This is a genomic window from Xanthomonas campestris pv. badrii (genome assembly GCF_012848175.1).
Classification (GTDB): domain Bacteria; phylum Pseudomonadota; class Gammaproteobacteria; order Xanthomonadales; family Xanthomonadaceae; genus Xanthomonas; species Xanthomonas campestris_C.
The window spans coordinates 2,832,737-2,846,714 of the sequence record NZ_CP051651.1 but is presented as its reverse complement, the minus strand read 5'-3'; the positions used below and the strand labels follow the sequence as shown (position 1 = coordinate 2,846,714).

Below are 13,978 nucleotides of genomic sequence, written 5' to 3'. Positions count from 1 at the left end.
GCCGTTGCCCGATGACGGCGCCGTGGTCACGTCCGGCCCGTTGACGCCACCGCCGGATTCGGCCGGCACCGCGGCCGACGATCACGCGTATCACCACTCGGTGGCCGAGGACGTGCAGGGAATGGTGCTGGCAACGTTGGTGGCTTCGCTGGGCCTTGCGATCTTCGCCAAGGGTGGGTTGATGATCGGCGGCATGGCGGGTGTGGCGTTCTTGCTGCACTACGCGCTGGACTGGAATTTCGGCCTGGTGTTCGTGCTGGTCAACCTGCCGTTCTACTGGTTGAGCGTGCGCCGGATGGGCTGGGAATTCACCCTGAAGACGTTCGCGGCGGTCGCTGCCTGCGGCGCGCTGACCAATCTGCTGCCGCGCTGGGCCGATTACGCGCATATGAGCACCGCGTTTTCGGCCATCGTCGGCGGTGCGCTGTCCGGCCTGGGCATCCTGTTCTTCATTCGCCACCGCGGCAGCCTGGGCGGCATCGGCATCCTGGCGGTCTACCTGCAGCGCGAGCGCGGCTGGAGCGCGGGCAAGGTGCAGATGAGCTTCGACGCGATGCTGATGCTGGTGGCGTTTTTCGTCTTGAAGCCGGACAAGGTGCTGTATTCGGCGATCGGCGCGCTGATGCTGAGTCTGGTGCTGATGTTCAATCACCGCCCGCACCGGTATATGGGCGTGTGACGCGGGCCGAAGATCGCCCGCATGGCACGTCTGGGAGCCGCGAACACGACGTCGCAGGCAGCTGTCAGTGGGCGCTGCGGCTCCCCCGCAGCCGCAGCGTGCCAGCGATGCATGCCGCCTTCCGTGCGCCGGCCAGCCCGCCCGGCCACGCGCCGTCGTTTGTCAGCGGTCCTCGATGTTTTCGCGTGCCGGGCAATCGGTAGGCAACTGCAGCCGTTGCATCAACCCGCGCGCATCGAACGGCGCATGCACCTTCATGTCGTTGTCGAAATAACAGTACACATCGCGCATCGAGCGTTTGCGGGCGGTTGCACCGACACGGGCTGCATCGTGCGGTTCGGCTCCGCCGGCCCACGCGGCGATGCGTGCTGCCCAGCGATCCAGTGCGGTGTCGCTGTAGCCGCTGGCGTACAACTGCGCATCGCCATGCAGACGCACATAGACGAAATCGGCGCTGACGTCCTCCAGGTATGGGAATTTCCCTGCGGTGTCGGCAACCACCACCGCGACCTTGTGACGCCGCAGCAGGCGCATGCAGGCTGGATCGCAGAAGCTGTCGTGACGCACTTCCAATGCGTGACGGATCGGCCGCTGGCGATCGATCGCCAGGGCGCTGCGCCCTTGCATCAGCGCGGTATCGCGTTTGCGCGCCTGCGCCAACGCGGCCTGGCTATCGCGCGGCAGGCTGCCTAGAAATGCGTCCAGCAGCGCGGCATCGAACCGGAGTGTCGGCGGCAGCTGCCACAGGATCGGGCCCAGTTTGGCGCCCAGCCGCAATATTCCGGAAGCGAAGAAGTTGGCCAGCGCCTGCTCGCAATCGCGCAGGCGCTTCATATGGGTGATGAAGCGCGGGCCCTTGACCGAAAACACGAAGTCCTCGGGCGTTTCGTCATGCCAGCGCTGGAAGCTGTCCGGGCGCTGCAGCGAATAAAAGGAGCCATTGATTTCCACGCTGGGAAAGCAGCCCGCGGCGTATTCGAGCTCGCGCCGCTGGGCCAGGCCAACCGGATAGAACGTGCCGCGCCAGCGTACATAACGCCAACCGGAAATGCCGATGCGAATAGCCATACGCACGAGCATTTCGCGTGCGCCGTGCAAGAGGTGTCTAGCCGCGCTGGACCGTGCGCGTCTTCGCCGGCTTCTGCGCCTGCAGCCAGGGCGGCGCCAGTGCCCGGATCTGCGCAAACACCGGACACCGGGCATGATGTGCGCCGGGCAGGTAGCCCAGGCTCATCAGGAACTCGCCGGTGATTTCGCCGCCGGTGAAACGGAAGGTCTTCTTGAACAGCTTGACCCAGGCCGGTTTGTCGAGCGGGTGGTGGGCGTCCAGCCACTGCGCGAAGCCGCCGTGCGTGGCGCGTAGCGCCTGGATGACCTGTGCGTTGTGGATGGCCGCCAGCACCTTGAGACGGTTGCGGATGATGCCGGCATCGCCCATCAACCTGCTGATGTCCTGGTCGGCATATGCCGCAACAGTGTCCACGTCGAAGCCGTCGTAGGCCTTCTGGAAATTGACGCGCTTGCGCAGGATGGTTTCCCAGCTCAGTCCGGCCTGGTTGATCTCCAGCACCAGCCGCTCGAACAACTCGCGTTCGTCGCGCTGCGGAAAGCCGTACTCGTGATCGTGGTAGTGGCCATGGACCGGATGGCCTGGGGCGATGCTGCAATAACCGCTCATGGGGGGCCTGTGGTTGTGGGGCGAGGCTTGCCAGTCGCTGCCACGGTGGGCGAGCAGCCGTGGCGCCGAAGGCGCGATGCCGTTGCGCCGCCGCAACGCTTCGGCGGCGCTGCACGTGGCATGCACCGTGATCAAGCTGAACGCGTCGGTCGGGTACCGCATGCGGGCCACCGCGAAGGCAGCCGCATCGGCGGCATCGTGCATTTCCGGCGCCGGCAAGGCCCAGTATGGCAGCGGCTCTGCGCGCGGCGAAGCGAACGGCTAGAATGCGGCCATGTCCGTTTTGCCCACGCCTCTGGCCAACCAACTGCTGATCGCGCTTCCGGCGCTGTCCGACCCCACGTTCTCACGCAGCGTCGCGCTGATCTGCCAGCACGACGAGAACGGCGCGATGGGCGTGCTGGTGAATCGCCCGTCCGAGTACACCTTGGGCGAAGTGCTGTCGCAGATGGGGATCGAAACCGAAGACGCGCAGCTGTGCGAGCAGATCGTACTCAATGGCGGGCCGGTGCACCCGGAGCGCGGCTTCGTCATCCACGACGATGCGCGCGAATGGGATTCCAGCCTGGAAGTGGGGCAGGGTGTGTTCCTGACCACCTCGCGCGACATCCTCGAAGCCATGGCTGCCGGCGAAGGCCCGCGCAATGCGCTGGTGGCGCTGGGCTGTGCAGGTTGGGGGGCGGGGCAGCTGGAATTCGAGCTGGGCGAGAACAGCTGGCTGACCGCGCCCTCCGATGCCAACGTGCTGTTCGATACCGCCCTGGAAGATCGCTGGCAGACGGCCGCCGGTCGTATCGGCGTGGATCTGTTCCGGCTGACGGATTATTCCGGGCATGCCTGAGGCGGGCACCATCCGCCCCGATGGCACGGTGCTGGGCTTCGACGTGGGGTCGCGCCGGATCGGCGTGGCGGTCGGCACCGCGTTGGGTGCAGGCGCCCGCGCGGTGGCGGTGATCAACGTGCATGCCGGCGGCCCGGACTGGGTGGCATTGGATCGCGTGCACAAGCAGTGGCGTCCCGACGGCCTGGTGGTCGGCGATCCGCTCACCCTGGACGACAAGGACCAGCCTGCGCGCAAGCGTGCCCATGCATTCGCCCGCCAGCTACGCGAGCGCTATGCGCTGCCGGTGGTGTTGATCGATGAGCGCTCCAGTTCGGTCGAGGCCGCGCAGCGTTTCGCGCGCGAGCGTGCCGATGGGCGCAAGCGTCGCCGCGATGCCGAGGCACTGGATGCGATGGCTGCGGCCGTGATCGTCGAACGCTGGTTGGCCGCGCCCGACCAGGCCACTCTTCTTCCCTGATTCCTGACCTGCGATGACTGCCATGCAACTCGATTCGAATGGACGTTTGCGTCACCTGCTCACCCTGGAAGGATTGCCGCGCGCCACGCTGCTGCAACTGCTCGACCGCGCCGGCCAGATCCGCGATGCCGCGGTGGGTCGCGTCGGCAAGCGCAGCGTGCTGGCCGGCACCGCGGTGTGCACGCTGTTCTTCGAACCCTCCACGCGCACGCGCAGCTCCTTCCATCTGGCGGCGCAGCGGCTGGGCGCGGACGTGCTCAATTTCGATGCATCCACCTCGTCCACCCGCAAGGGCGAAACCGCACGCGACACCTTGAAGAATCTCGAAGCGATGGGCGTGCGCGGCTTCGTGGTGCGCCATCCCGACGACGGCGCGGTGGAAGCGCTGGCCGCAGCTGCGGGCGAGGGCACCGCGCTGATCAATGCAGGCGACGGGCGTAGTGCGCATCCCACCCAGGGCCTGCTCGACATGCTCACCCTGCGCCAGGCCAAGGGCACTGATTTTTCCAGGCTCAAGGTCGTCATCGTGGGCGACGTGAAGCACTCGCGCGTGGCGCGCTCGGACCTGCATGCCTTGCGCACGCTGGGCGCTGGCGAGATCCGCGTCTGCGGCCCGGCCAGCCTGCTGCCCGATGACGACATGCTGGACGGTTGCGTGGTCGGCCAGGACTTCGATGCGATGCTTGAAGGCGCCGATGCGCTGATGATGCTGCGCCTGCAGCGCGAGCGCATGGAAGAAGGCCTGGTGCCCTCGCTGGAGCAGTACCACAGCGACTACGGCCTCACCCGCGAACGCCTGGCGCGCGCCGGCCGCGATGCGGCGGTGCTGCATCCGGGCCCGATCAATCGCGGCGTGGAAATCACCGACGAAGTCGCCGATGGCGCGCAATCGTGCGTATTGCGCCAGGTTGCCAACGGCGTGGCGGTGCGCATGGCCGTGCTGGAAACCCTGCTCGGCTAACAGCCCCAACGCGGCCGCTTCCGATGTGTGATCTTCGATTGCGAAGGTGCGAACAGCTTCGCTGGATGCACTCACGCTCTGCTGCGTGGTCGCGCCCGATGCAAAGTCCTGTGAGCGGAAGACACCGCCGCTTCCCACCGGCCGCGCCCCGCGATCCGCTCTTACGATTCCCGAATCCCGATTCCCGAATCCCAGCACCACCACGTAACACCCGCTCCCCTATCGTGAGGTCCCTTTCATCGCAGGAGATCGCAATGGGTATTTCACGTCACGCCACCGCACACTGGGAAGGCGACCTCAAGACCGGCAAGGGTCAGCTCAGCACGCCGCAGAGCGGCTTGATGGACAACACCCGCTACGCCTTCAGCAGCCGCTTCGGCGATGAGAAGGGCACCAATCCGGAAGAGCTCATTGCCGCTGCGCACGCGGGTTGCTTCACCATGGCGCTGTCGGCGCAGCTGAGCGAAGCGGGCTTCCCGCCGTCCTCGCTGGACACGCGCGCGGACGTGGATCTATCGATGGAAGGCGGCCCGCAGCTGTCGCAGATCCGCCTCAAGCTCACCGCCGTGGTGCCCGGCATCGATGAAGCCAGGTTTCGGGAGCTGGCCGATACCGCCAAGAAAAATTGCCCGGTGTCCAAGGCATTGAGCGCAGTGCCGATCAGTCTGGAGACCGAGTTCTCCAACTGATGCCCTACGCGTGCATGGCGCTGGCGCGCGCGCCGGCGCCATGCAGCTGGCGGAAACCTGAATAGGGCTTTGCAGGGCCAGCTCGGTTCAGGGCGGTTTCACTGCCGCGAGCCGAGCATCGGCAGCGTGTCCTCCCTGTGAAGCTGCCGCAATGAAAACTCTTGTGCTTGGTGCTCTGGTAATGGGTCTGGCCGTAGCGGGCAACGCAACGGCGCAGCGCTACGACAGCGGCTACCGCGACACCTATCGCGGCGGCTACGAGGACGGTCGTTACGAATACGCGCGGGTGGTGCGCGTGGATCCGATCATCGTGTCGGACTCCTACAACGAACGCAGCAGTGAGCGCTGCTACAACCGGCCGTCCGATGGCTACTACACCAGCAATGATGGCTACTATCGCAATGAGGGGGGCTATGCCTCGCCCAATTCCGGTCGCGGCGTGGCGAGCGTGATCGGCGGTATCGCCGGCGCGGTGCTGGGCAGCCAGGTCGGTGGCGGCAATGGCCGGCTGGTGGGTACCGCTGTCGGCACCATGGCCGGCGTGGCCGCGGGCCGCTCGATCTACGAGGCCAACAACCGCACCTATCGCGGCAACGTCAGCGTCTGCGAGCCGGTGTCCTACCGCACCACGCGCGAACGCGTTGACGGCTACGACGTGACTTACGAATACGGTGGCCGCACGTATCACACGCGTAGCGATTACAACCCGGGCGACCGGATCCGCGTGCGTGTGGACGTACGCCCCGACTGATCGACTGGGTCTGGGCTGTTTGAAAAAAAACGCTGCGGGAGACCGCAGCGTTTTTTGTGTCGGGAGCCCTGCAGCCCACAGCTCAACGCCAGTCCAAGGTCCCGCGAATCACCGTCTGCACCTGGCCGCCGGACCACACGTCGCCGTTGCTGTCGATGCGCAGCTCCAGCAAGGCATCGAAACCGATTTCGCGGCCCTGGCTGACCACATAGCGGCGGCCACTGCCAGGCAGCGCATGGCGGCTGTCCAGCCATGCGGCCAGCACGGCATTGGCCGCGCCGGAGGCGGCGTCCTCGAAGCGCCGTCCGTTACCGACGAACGCGCGCACGGCCAGGTCGTAGCTGCCTGCGGTCGCGGCGCGCGCATAGGCGAACACGCCCATGCTGCCGGTGGATTCGGCCAGCGCGGCAATCGCGTCCCAGTCCGGTTGCAGGCTGCGCAAGGCGGTTTCGCTGGCCAGTTCAACTACCCACCAGGTGCGGCCACCGTCCATCAGCGCGGGTGGCAGGCTGCCGAGCGGCCAGCCATGCAGCGCAGCGTGCAGGCGCGGGTCGTCGGCAGTGACCTGTTCGGCAACGCGGGCGCGGGGCGTGCGGATGGCGATGCTGCGGTGGCCATCGATCTGCTCCACCCGCAGCGGCAACTGCCCGGCGATGCCGTCCTGCACCAGCAGGCCGTCGTCGGGCGCGGCCAGCCCGGCGTCGAGCACCGCATGCGCCGTGCCCACGCTGGGGTGACCGGCGAACGGGACCTCTTTTTGCGGGGAGAACATGCGCAACCGGTAACTGCTGTGTGCATCGGCCGCAGGGAACACGAAGGTGGTCTCCGGCAGCTTGGTCCAGCGCGCAATGGCCTGCATGGCGGCATCGTCCAGTCCCTGCGCATCCAGCACCACTGCCAGCGGGTTGCCGCTGCCGGGGCGGGCGGAGAACACATCCAGTTGCAGGAAACGGCGGGTGGTCATCAGGGGCGATCCGCGGGCAGGGCGCGGCAGCTTACCAATCGATGCGGCCGTCGATCACCTGCAGCGTCGTTCCGCCGATCCAAACCTCGCCCTGATCGTCCAGTTCCACCTGGATGCGTCCGTCGCGGCCGACCTCACGGCCCTGGCTGGCGACATAGCGCGAGCCCTCGCCCGGCAGGCGTCCCTCGCCGTGCAGGCGTGAGGCGATGCACGCATTGGCGCTGCCGGTAACCGGATCTTCCGGGATGCCATCGCCGGGGCAGAACGCGCGCACGACCAGGTCTTCGATGCCGCCATCGACGGGCGCGTAGATGGCCAAGCCGGTGGCCGCGCTGGCCTGGGTCAGGCGGGTGATCGCGGCGAGATCGGGCACGGCCTGCCGCACCGCATCGGCATCGGCCAGTTCCAGCAGCCACCAAGTGGGGCCGTTGTTCCACAGCGCTGCCGGATGCGGGGCCGTGCGCAACCCGGCGCAGGCGGCGTGCACTGCCGCTGCGTGGCTGTCGCCGGCCGCCACCACGCGCGCACGCGGTGCGCGCAGCCGGACCTGCAGGGCGCCGTGTCGGTCGAAGACCTCCACCGGCAGCACGCCGGCCGCGCACTGCTGGCGCAGGCGGCCGTCGGCCTTGAAGCCGGTCAGCCCGTGGGTGGCCGCGGCCCACGCCGCACCCACGCTGGGGTGGCCGGCGAACGGCAGTTCCGCGCGCGGGGTGAAGATGCGGATGTGGTAGTCGGCGTCCGGCACGCTGACCGGCAGGAAAAAGATCGTCTCCGACAGGTTCAGCCATGCGGCGATCTGCTGCATCTGTTCGCTCGACAAGGCAGCCGCGTCGAACACCACGCCCAGCGGGTTGCCGCTGCCGGTGCGGCTGGCGAAGACATCCAGTTGCAGATAGCGATGTTTGCTCATGCGGGTGCGATCTCGATGGCGGATGCGGATGCCGATGGTTGCAGCGCGAACCGTCTCGGCGTGGTGGAGCCAGGCTGTGCGACTGCGACCGCTGGCGGGGTCATGAGAGAGATATTGGCAGTAGAATCGGGGGTTCTGCCCGGCATACCGGCTTTCCCCCCCCAATCTCAAACGCCTACTCCATGTCAGCTCCCCACTCTACCGATCGTTGGATCGTCCTCAAGTTCGGCGGCACTTCGGTGTCGCGTCGTCATCGCTGGGACACGATTGGAAAACTGGCGGGCAAACGGGCGAACGACACCGGCGGCCGCGTGCTGGTGGTGGTGTCTGCATTGTCGGGCGTGACCAACGAGCTCACGGCCATTGCCGATGGCGCTGCCGACAGCGCGCAGCGCGTGGCCGCGCTGGAGCAGCGTCATCGCGAGTTCGTTGCCGAGCTCGAGCTCGATGCACAGACGGTGCTGGGCGAGCGGCTGGCCGCGTTGCATGCCTTGCTTGCCGATGCGCGCGCCGCAACGCGCACGCTCGATTGGCAGGCCGAGGTGCTGGGGCAGGGCGAATTGCTGTCTTCCACCATCGGTGCGGCGTATCTGCATGCCAACGGCCTGGACATGGGCTGGCTGGACGCGCGGCAGTGGTTGTCGGCGCTGCCGCCGCAGCCCAACCAGAGCGAATGGTCCAAGCGCCTGTCGGTGTCGTGCCAATGGCAATCGGATGCGGACTGGCGCGCGCGATTCGATGCGCAGCCCACGCGTTTGTTGATCACCCAGGGCTTCATTTCGCGGCACGCCGATGGCGGTACCGCAATCCTGGGCCGTGGTGGTTCGGACACCTCGGCGGCGTACTTCGGCGCGCTGCTCGGTGCCAGCCGGGTCGAAATCTGGACCGACGTGCCCGGCATGTTCAGCGCCAACCCGAAGGAAGTGCCCGACGCGCGCCTGCTGACCCGGCTGGACTATTACGAAGCGCAGGAAATCGCCACCACCGGCGCCAAGGTGCTGCATCCGCGCTCGATCAAGCCCTGCCGCGATTCCGGCGTGCCGATGGCGATCCTGGATACCGAACGCCCCGATCTGCCCGGCACCAGCATCGACGGCAATGCCGAGCCGGTGCTGGGCGTGAAGGCGATCAGCCGTCGCAACGGTATCGTCCTGGTGTCGATGGAAGGCATCGGCATGTGGCAGCAGGTGGGCTTCCTGGCCGATGTGTTCGCGCTGTTCAAGAAGCACGGCCTGTCGGTGGACCTGATCGGTTCGGCCGAGACCAATGTCACCGTGTCGCTGGATCCGTCGGAAAACCTGGTCAATACCGACGTGTTGGCGGCGTTGTCGGCGGACCTGTCGCAGATCTGCAAGGTCAAGATCATTGTTCCCTGCGCGGCGATCACCCTGGTCGGGCGCGGCATGCGCTCGCTGCTGCACAAGCTCTCCGATGTGTGGGCCACGTTCGGGCAGGAGCGCGTGCACATGATTTCGCAGTCGTCCAACGACTTGAACCTGACCTTCGTCATCGATGAGGCCGACGCCGATGGCCTGCTGCCGATCCTGCATGCGGAATTGATCGACAGTGGGGCAATGCCGGTCAGCGAAGGCGAGGTGTTCGGCCCGCGCTGGCGCGAGATCATCGGGGCGGTGCGTCCGCGGCCCACGCCGTGGTGGCATGCCGAGCGTGCGCATCTGCTGTCGCTGGCGCAGGCCGGTACGCCGCGCTACGCCTATCACCTGCCGACGGTGCGCGCGCGTGCGCACGCGCTGGCGCAGATTGCCGCGGTGGATCAGCGCTATTACGCGATCAAGGCCAATGCGCATCCGGCGATCCTGATGGCGCTGGAACAGGCCGGTTTCGGGCTGGAATGCGTGTCGCACGGTGAACTGCGCCGGGTGTTCCAGACGCTGCCGGAGCTGTCGCCGCGGCGGGTGCTGTTCACTCCGAGCTTTGCGCCCAGGGCCGAATACGAAGCCGCCTTTGCGCTGGGCGTGACCGTCACCGTGGACAACGTCGAGGCACTGCGCAACTGGCCGGAGGTGTTCCGTGGCCGCAACGTGTGGTTGCGCATCGACCTGGGCCACGGCGATGGCCACCACGAGAAGGTCAATACCGGCGGCAAGGCGTCCAAGTTCGGCTTGTCGTCCACGCGCGTGGACGAGTTCGTGGAGGCGGCGCGCACGCTCGATGTCACCATCACCGGCGTGCATGCGCACCTGGGCAGCGGCGTGGAGACCGGCGAACACTGGCGGATGATGTACGACGAACTGGCCGGCTTCGCGCGCCGCATCGGCACGGTGGAGACCATCGACATCGGTGGCGGCCTGCCGATTCCCTACAGTGCCGAGGACGAGCCGTTCGATCTTCAGATGTGGGCCAAGGGCCTGGCCGAGGTCAAGGCCGTGCACCCGGGCTACCGCCTGGCGATCGAGCCGGGCCGCTATCTGGTGGCCGAGGCCGGCGTGCTGCTGGCGCAGGTCACCCAGGTGATCGAAAAGGACGGCGTGCAGCGCGTGGGGCTGGATGCCGGCATGAATACCTTGATCCGTCCGGCGCTGTACGACGCCTGGCACGACATCGAGAATCTCAGCCGGCTCGACGCGCCGGCCGATGGCAGTTTCGATATCGTCGGACCGATCTGCGAATCCTCGGACGTGTTCGGCAAGCGCCGCCGGCTGCCGGCCAGCACCGCGCCGGAGGATGTGATGCTGGTGGCCGATGCCGGTGCATACGGCTACTCGATGGCCAGCACCTACAACCAGCGCGAGTTGCCACGCGAAGAGGTCATCGATGCGCCCGCTGGCTGAGTTCGTGGCGCTCAGCATGCTGGCCGGCGCTGTGTCGATGGTGATGTCCACGGCCATCGACATGGTGGACCTGCGCGTGCCCTGGACCGACAGCCTGAAGTGGGTGCTGCCCGCAGTGCTTGCCGCCGGCACCGGCGCGTGGTGCTCTGGCCGCTGGCAGCAGCGTCGCCAGGCGCGCGCCCCGGCACGGCAGGCCGGCGGCATGGCAGTGCGCACGGTGCTGTTGAGCGGGCTCGGCTATCTGCCGGCGCTGCTGGTGTACCTGGTGCTGGCGCTGGCGGTGACCGGCGATGCGAAGGTGATCGGCTCGCAGGTCATGCTGCTGTTGTTCGCAATCGGTTGCCTGCCGCTGCTGTGGGCCGCGGTGCCGTTTTCCATGATTGAATATGTCCTGTGCCGACGTTATCTGCGTCGTTTGCACGTTCCTGCAGGTAGTCCATGAGCGCTTTCGACAAACACCAGATCTCCACATTCCGTTTCGTGCGCTGCGCGCTCGACGCGCAGACCGGCGTGGCGACGCTGGTGTATGCCTTCGACCAGGGCCCGGAACTGGTGGAAACCGTCGCCGTGCCAGGCGCACCGTTCGTGTTGGACAGCGCCCGTGCCGCCGCCGTGCAACAGGCGGTGCAGCTGCTGCACCTGATCGCGGGCGTGAGCTACTACAAGGCCGCAGTGCCGCCGACCATCGCCATCGACAGCTACAGCATCGATGCCGACACCGCCGCGTTGGTGGAAAGCGTCTATCTGCATGGCCTGGGCGAGTTTGCCTACCGCAATGGCTTGAACCTGCACGGCAAGATCAACTTTCCGGTGGCTGCGCAGGCAGCTGAGCAAGCGCCTGCGTTGGGCTTGCGCGAGCATGCGTTGGTCGCCATCGGCGGGGGCAAGGATTCGCTGGTCAGCATCGAGGCCCTGCGCCGGGCCGGTGTCGATCAGACCGTGAGCTGGATCGGTGGCTCCCAGCTCATCCGTGCCTGCGCCGAGCGCACCGGCCTGCCGGTGCTCAATGTCGGCCGCGTCCTGGCGCCGGAGCTGTTCGAGCTCAATCGCCAGGGCGCCTGGAACGGGCATATTCCGGTGACTGCGGTGAATTCGGCCATCCTGGTGCTGTCGGCATTGCTGACCGGCGTGGACCAGGTGGTGTTTTCCAACGAGCGCTCGGCCAGCTACGGCAGCCAGATTCCGGGTACCGGCGAGGTCAATCACCAATGGTCCAAGGGCTGGGCCTTCGAACAGGCGTTCGGCGAGTACGTGCAGCGGCACGTGGCGGCCGATCTGCGCTACTACTCGTTGCTGCGACCGTTGTCCGAGCTGGCGGTGGCACGTCAGTTCGCCAAGACCGACCACTACGACGCGCATTTTTCCAGCTGCAACCGCAACTTCCACATCATGGGTGAACGCCCGGTACACCGCTGGTGCGGGGTGTGCCCGAAGTGCCACTTCGTCTTCCTGGCGCTGGCCCCCTTCATGCCGAAGACGCGACTGGTGGGAATCTTCGGGCGCAATCTGCTCGACGATGCCGCGCAGGCCGGCGGCTACGACGCATTGCTGGAATTCCAGGACCACAAGCCGTTCGAATGCGTGGGCGAGGGCCGCGAATCGCGCGCTGCGATGGCGTTGCTGGCAACGCGTGCGGAGTGGAAGGAAGACGCGCTGGTGACGCGTTTCATCCGGCAGATCCAGCCGCAACTGGATCCGCAGGCGCTGCAGCTGGAGCCGTTGATGGCCATCGATGGCGAGCACCGTATCCCGGCGGCGCTGTGGGAGCGCGTGCGTGCGAATTTCGCAGCTTGAGGGCAGGGCGGTTGCGGTGTGGGGATGGGGGCGCGAAGGACGCGCGGCGTATCGCGCGTTGCGCACCGCACTGCCTGCCCAGCCATTGACGGTGTTCTGCAGTGCCGAAGAGGCGCGCGAACTCGCGGCGCTGGACGATGCGGCATTGCAGGTAGAGACCGATGCCAGCGCGCAGGCGTTGGGCCGGTTCGAGATCGTGCTGAAGTCGCCCGGCATCAGCCCGTATCGCGCCGAGGCGCTGGCCGCGGCCGCGCAAGGCACGCAGTTCATCGGCGGCACCGCGCTGTGGTTCGCCGAGCACGCGCAGGCCGATGGGCACGTGCCTGGTGCCATCTGTGTCACCGGTACCAAGGGCAAGAGCACCACCACTGCGCTGTTGGCGCACCTGCTGCGCAGCGCCGGGCAGCGTACCGCGCTGGTCGGCAATATCGGCCAGCCCTTGCTGGAAGTGCTGGCACCGCAGCCGCCACCGACGTACTGGGCGATCGAGTTGTCCAGTTACCAGACCGGCGAGGTCGCGCGCAGTGGTGCGCGCCCGCAGTTGGCGCTGGTGCTGAACCTGTTTCCCGAACACCTGGACTGGCACGGCGATGAGGCGCGCTACGTGCGCGACAAGCTCTCGCTGGTGACCGAAGGCCGCCCGCGCATCGCCTTGCTCAACGCGGCCGATCCGCTGTTGCGCGGCATGCAGTTGCCCGATAGCCAGGTGCGCTGGTTCAATCATCCCGAGGGCTGGCATCTGCGCGGCGACGTGGTGTACCGCGGCGAACAGGCCATTTTCGATACCGCCGATGTGCCACTGCCCGGCGAACATAACCGCCGTAATCTGTGCGCGGTGCTGGCCGCAGTGGAGGCGCTGGGCCTGGATGCCGCGGCACTGGCGCCGGCGGCGTCGAGTTTCCGGCCCTTGCCCAACCGGCTGCAGTTGCTGGGCAGCGTGGACGGCATCAGCTACGTCAACGATTCCATCAGCACTACCCCCCATGCCTCGCTGGCTGCGCTGGCCTGCTTCGCGCAACGGCGCGTGGCCTTGCTGGTCGGTGGACATGACCGCGGGCTGGATTGGCAGGATTTCGCCGCGCAGATGGCGCAGCAGGCACCATTGGAAATTGTCACCATGGGGGCCAACGGCCCGCGTATCCATGCGCTGCTGGAACCACTGGCCGATGGGGGCCGCTTCGGCTTGCACGCCGCTACGGATCTGGAACATGCCATGCAGCTGGCACGCGACGCGCTGGGCGAGCAGGGCGGCGTGGTGCTGCTGTCGCCAGGTGCGCCCAGCTTCGGCGCGTACAGCGACTACGTGGCCCGCGGCCGGCATTTCGCCCAGTTGGCCGGGTTCGATCCGGCGGCGATCAGTGCGATTCCCGGGCTGGGCGTGCAGTAACACGCGTTGCCTGCGCCAACGCGGTGGCCATCGTGCTGCCTGTTCTTGCGTCGAGGCGCATCGCGATCGCAT

Annotated in this window: 15 protein-coding genes; 11 read left to right on the top strand and 4 right to left on the bottom strand. The window is 67.0% G+C overall.

What is annotated here, in order from left to right:
- Nucleotides 1-4: 4 nt before the first annotated feature.
- On the top strand, nucleotides 5-679 hold the full coding sequence (locus tag HG421_RS12040) for a YitT family protein (RefSeq protein ID WP_169708177.1): 675 nt from the start codon (nucleotides 5-7) through the stop codon (nucleotides 677-679).
- A gap of 162 nt (nucleotides 680-841) precedes the next feature.
- On the opposite strand, the gene HG421_RS12035 is transcribed toward HG421_RS12040, so the two are convergent.
- Both HG421_RS12035 and HG421_RS12030 read right to left on the bottom strand, forming a co-directional pair.
- Nucleotides 842-1,777: a DUF72 domain-containing protein gene (locus tag HG421_RS12035; protein WP_211161723.1), complete on the bottom strand. Its 936-nt coding sequence runs from the start codon at nucleotides 1,775-1,777 to the stop codon at nucleotides 842-844.
- A 7-nt stretch (nucleotides 1,778-1,784) separates the two neighbouring features.
- Nucleotides 1,785-2,357: a DNA-3-methyladenine glycosylase I gene (locus tag HG421_RS12030; protein ID WP_169706576.1), complete on the bottom strand. Its 573-nt coding sequence runs from the start codon at nucleotides 2,355-2,357 to the stop codon at nucleotides 1,785-1,787.
- A gap of 76 nt (nucleotides 2,358-2,433) precedes the next feature.
- Here HG421_RS12030 and HG421_RS12025 point away from each other — a divergent pair, with 76 nt between their 5' ends.
- From HG421_RS12025 to HG421_RS12000, 6 genes are all read left to right on the top strand, one after another.
- Nucleotides 2,434-2,622, top strand: a complete 189-nt coding sequence (locus HG421_RS12025; protein ID WP_169706575.1) for a hypothetical protein — start codon at nucleotides 2,434-2,436, stop codon at nucleotides 2,620-2,622.
- 9 nt (nucleotides 2,623-2,631) lie between these two features.
- On the top strand, nucleotides 2,632-3,198 hold the full coding sequence (locus tag HG421_RS12020; RefSeq protein WP_169706574.1) for a YqgE/AlgH family protein: 567 nt from the start codon (nucleotides 2,632-2,634) through the stop codon (nucleotides 3,196-3,198).
- Nucleotides 3,191-3,658, top strand: a complete 468-nt coding sequence (ruvX, locus tag HG421_RS12015) for a Holliday junction resolvase RuvX (protein ID WP_169706573.1) — start codon at nucleotides 3,191-3,193, stop codon at nucleotides 3,656-3,658. Before HG421_RS12020 ends, ruvX begins: the two co-directional genes overlap by 8 nt.
- Before the next feature lie 13 nt (nucleotides 3,659-3,671).
- Nucleotides 3,672-4,619 (top strand): aspartate carbamoyltransferase catalytic subunit, encoded by a 948-nt coding sequence (locus tag HG421_RS12010; protein WP_169706572.1) that lies wholly within the window; start codon nucleotides 3,672-3,674, stop codon nucleotides 4,617-4,619.
- Nucleotides 4,620-4,873: 254 nt separating this feature from the next.
- Nucleotides 4,874-5,308: an OsmC family protein gene (locus HG421_RS12005; protein ID WP_169706571.1), complete on the top strand. Its 435-nt coding sequence runs from the start codon at nucleotides 4,874-4,876 to the stop codon at nucleotides 5,306-5,308.
- 151 nt (nucleotides 5,309-5,459) lie between these two features.
- A complete protein-coding gene (locus HG421_RS12000) occupies nucleotides 5,460-6,059 on the top strand; it encodes a glycine zipper 2TM domain-containing protein (RefSeq protein ID WP_169706570.1) in 600 nt (199 codons plus the stop codon).
- A gap of 82 nt (nucleotides 6,060-6,141) precedes the next feature.
- Here the strand turns inward: HG421_RS12000 and HG421_RS11995 are convergent, their stop codons facing one another.
- On the bottom strand, nucleotides 6,142-7,023 hold the full coding sequence (locus HG421_RS11995; RefSeq protein WP_169706569.1) for a PhzF family phenazine biosynthesis protein: 882 nt from the start codon (nucleotides 7,021-7,023) through the stop codon (nucleotides 6,142-6,144).
- 31 nt (nucleotides 7,024-7,054) lie between these two features.
- The gene (locus HG421_RS11990) at nucleotides 7,055-7,933 is read right to left on the bottom strand and encodes a PhzF family phenazine biosynthesis protein (RefSeq protein WP_169706568.1); all 879 of its coding nucleotides are present in this window, start codon (nucleotides 7,931-7,933) and stop codon (nucleotides 7,055-7,057) included.
- 182 nt (nucleotides 7,934-8,115) lie between these two features.
- On the opposite strand from HG421_RS11990, the gene HG421_RS11985 reads away from it, so the two are divergent.
- Genes HG421_RS11985 through murD form a run of 4 tightly spaced genes read left to right on the top strand, consistent with a single transcriptional unit; the run spans nucleotide 8,116 to nucleotide 13,906 of the window.
- Complete coding sequence (locus HG421_RS11985) at nucleotides 8,116-10,725, top strand: bifunctional aspartate kinase/diaminopimelate decarboxylase (RefSeq protein WP_169706567.1); 2,610 nt, start codon at nucleotides 8,116-8,118, stop codon at nucleotides 10,723-10,725.
- Nucleotides 10,709-11,167 (top strand): hypothetical protein, encoded by a 459-nt coding sequence (locus tag HG421_RS11980; RefSeq protein WP_169706566.1) that lies wholly within the window; start codon nucleotides 10,709-10,711, stop codon nucleotides 11,165-11,167. The genes HG421_RS11985 and HG421_RS11980 overlap by 17 nt, the downstream gene beginning before the upstream one ends.
- On the top strand, nucleotides 11,164-12,519 hold the full coding sequence (gene murL / locus HG421_RS11975) for a UDP-N-acetyl-alpha-D-muramoyl-L-alanyl-L-glutamate epimerase (RefSeq protein WP_169706565.1): 1,356 nt from the start codon (nucleotides 11,164-11,166) through the stop codon (nucleotides 12,517-12,519). The genes HG421_RS11980 and murL overlap by 4 nt, the downstream gene beginning before the upstream one ends.
- A complete protein-coding gene (gene murD / locus HG421_RS11970; protein WP_169706564.1) occupies nucleotides 12,500-13,906 on the top strand; it encodes a UDP-N-acetylmuramoyl-L-alanine--D-glutamate ligase in 1,407 nt (468 codons plus the stop codon). The genes murL and murD overlap by 20 nt, the downstream gene beginning before the upstream one ends.
- The last annotated feature ends 72 nt before the right edge of the window (nucleotides 13,907-13,978 follow it).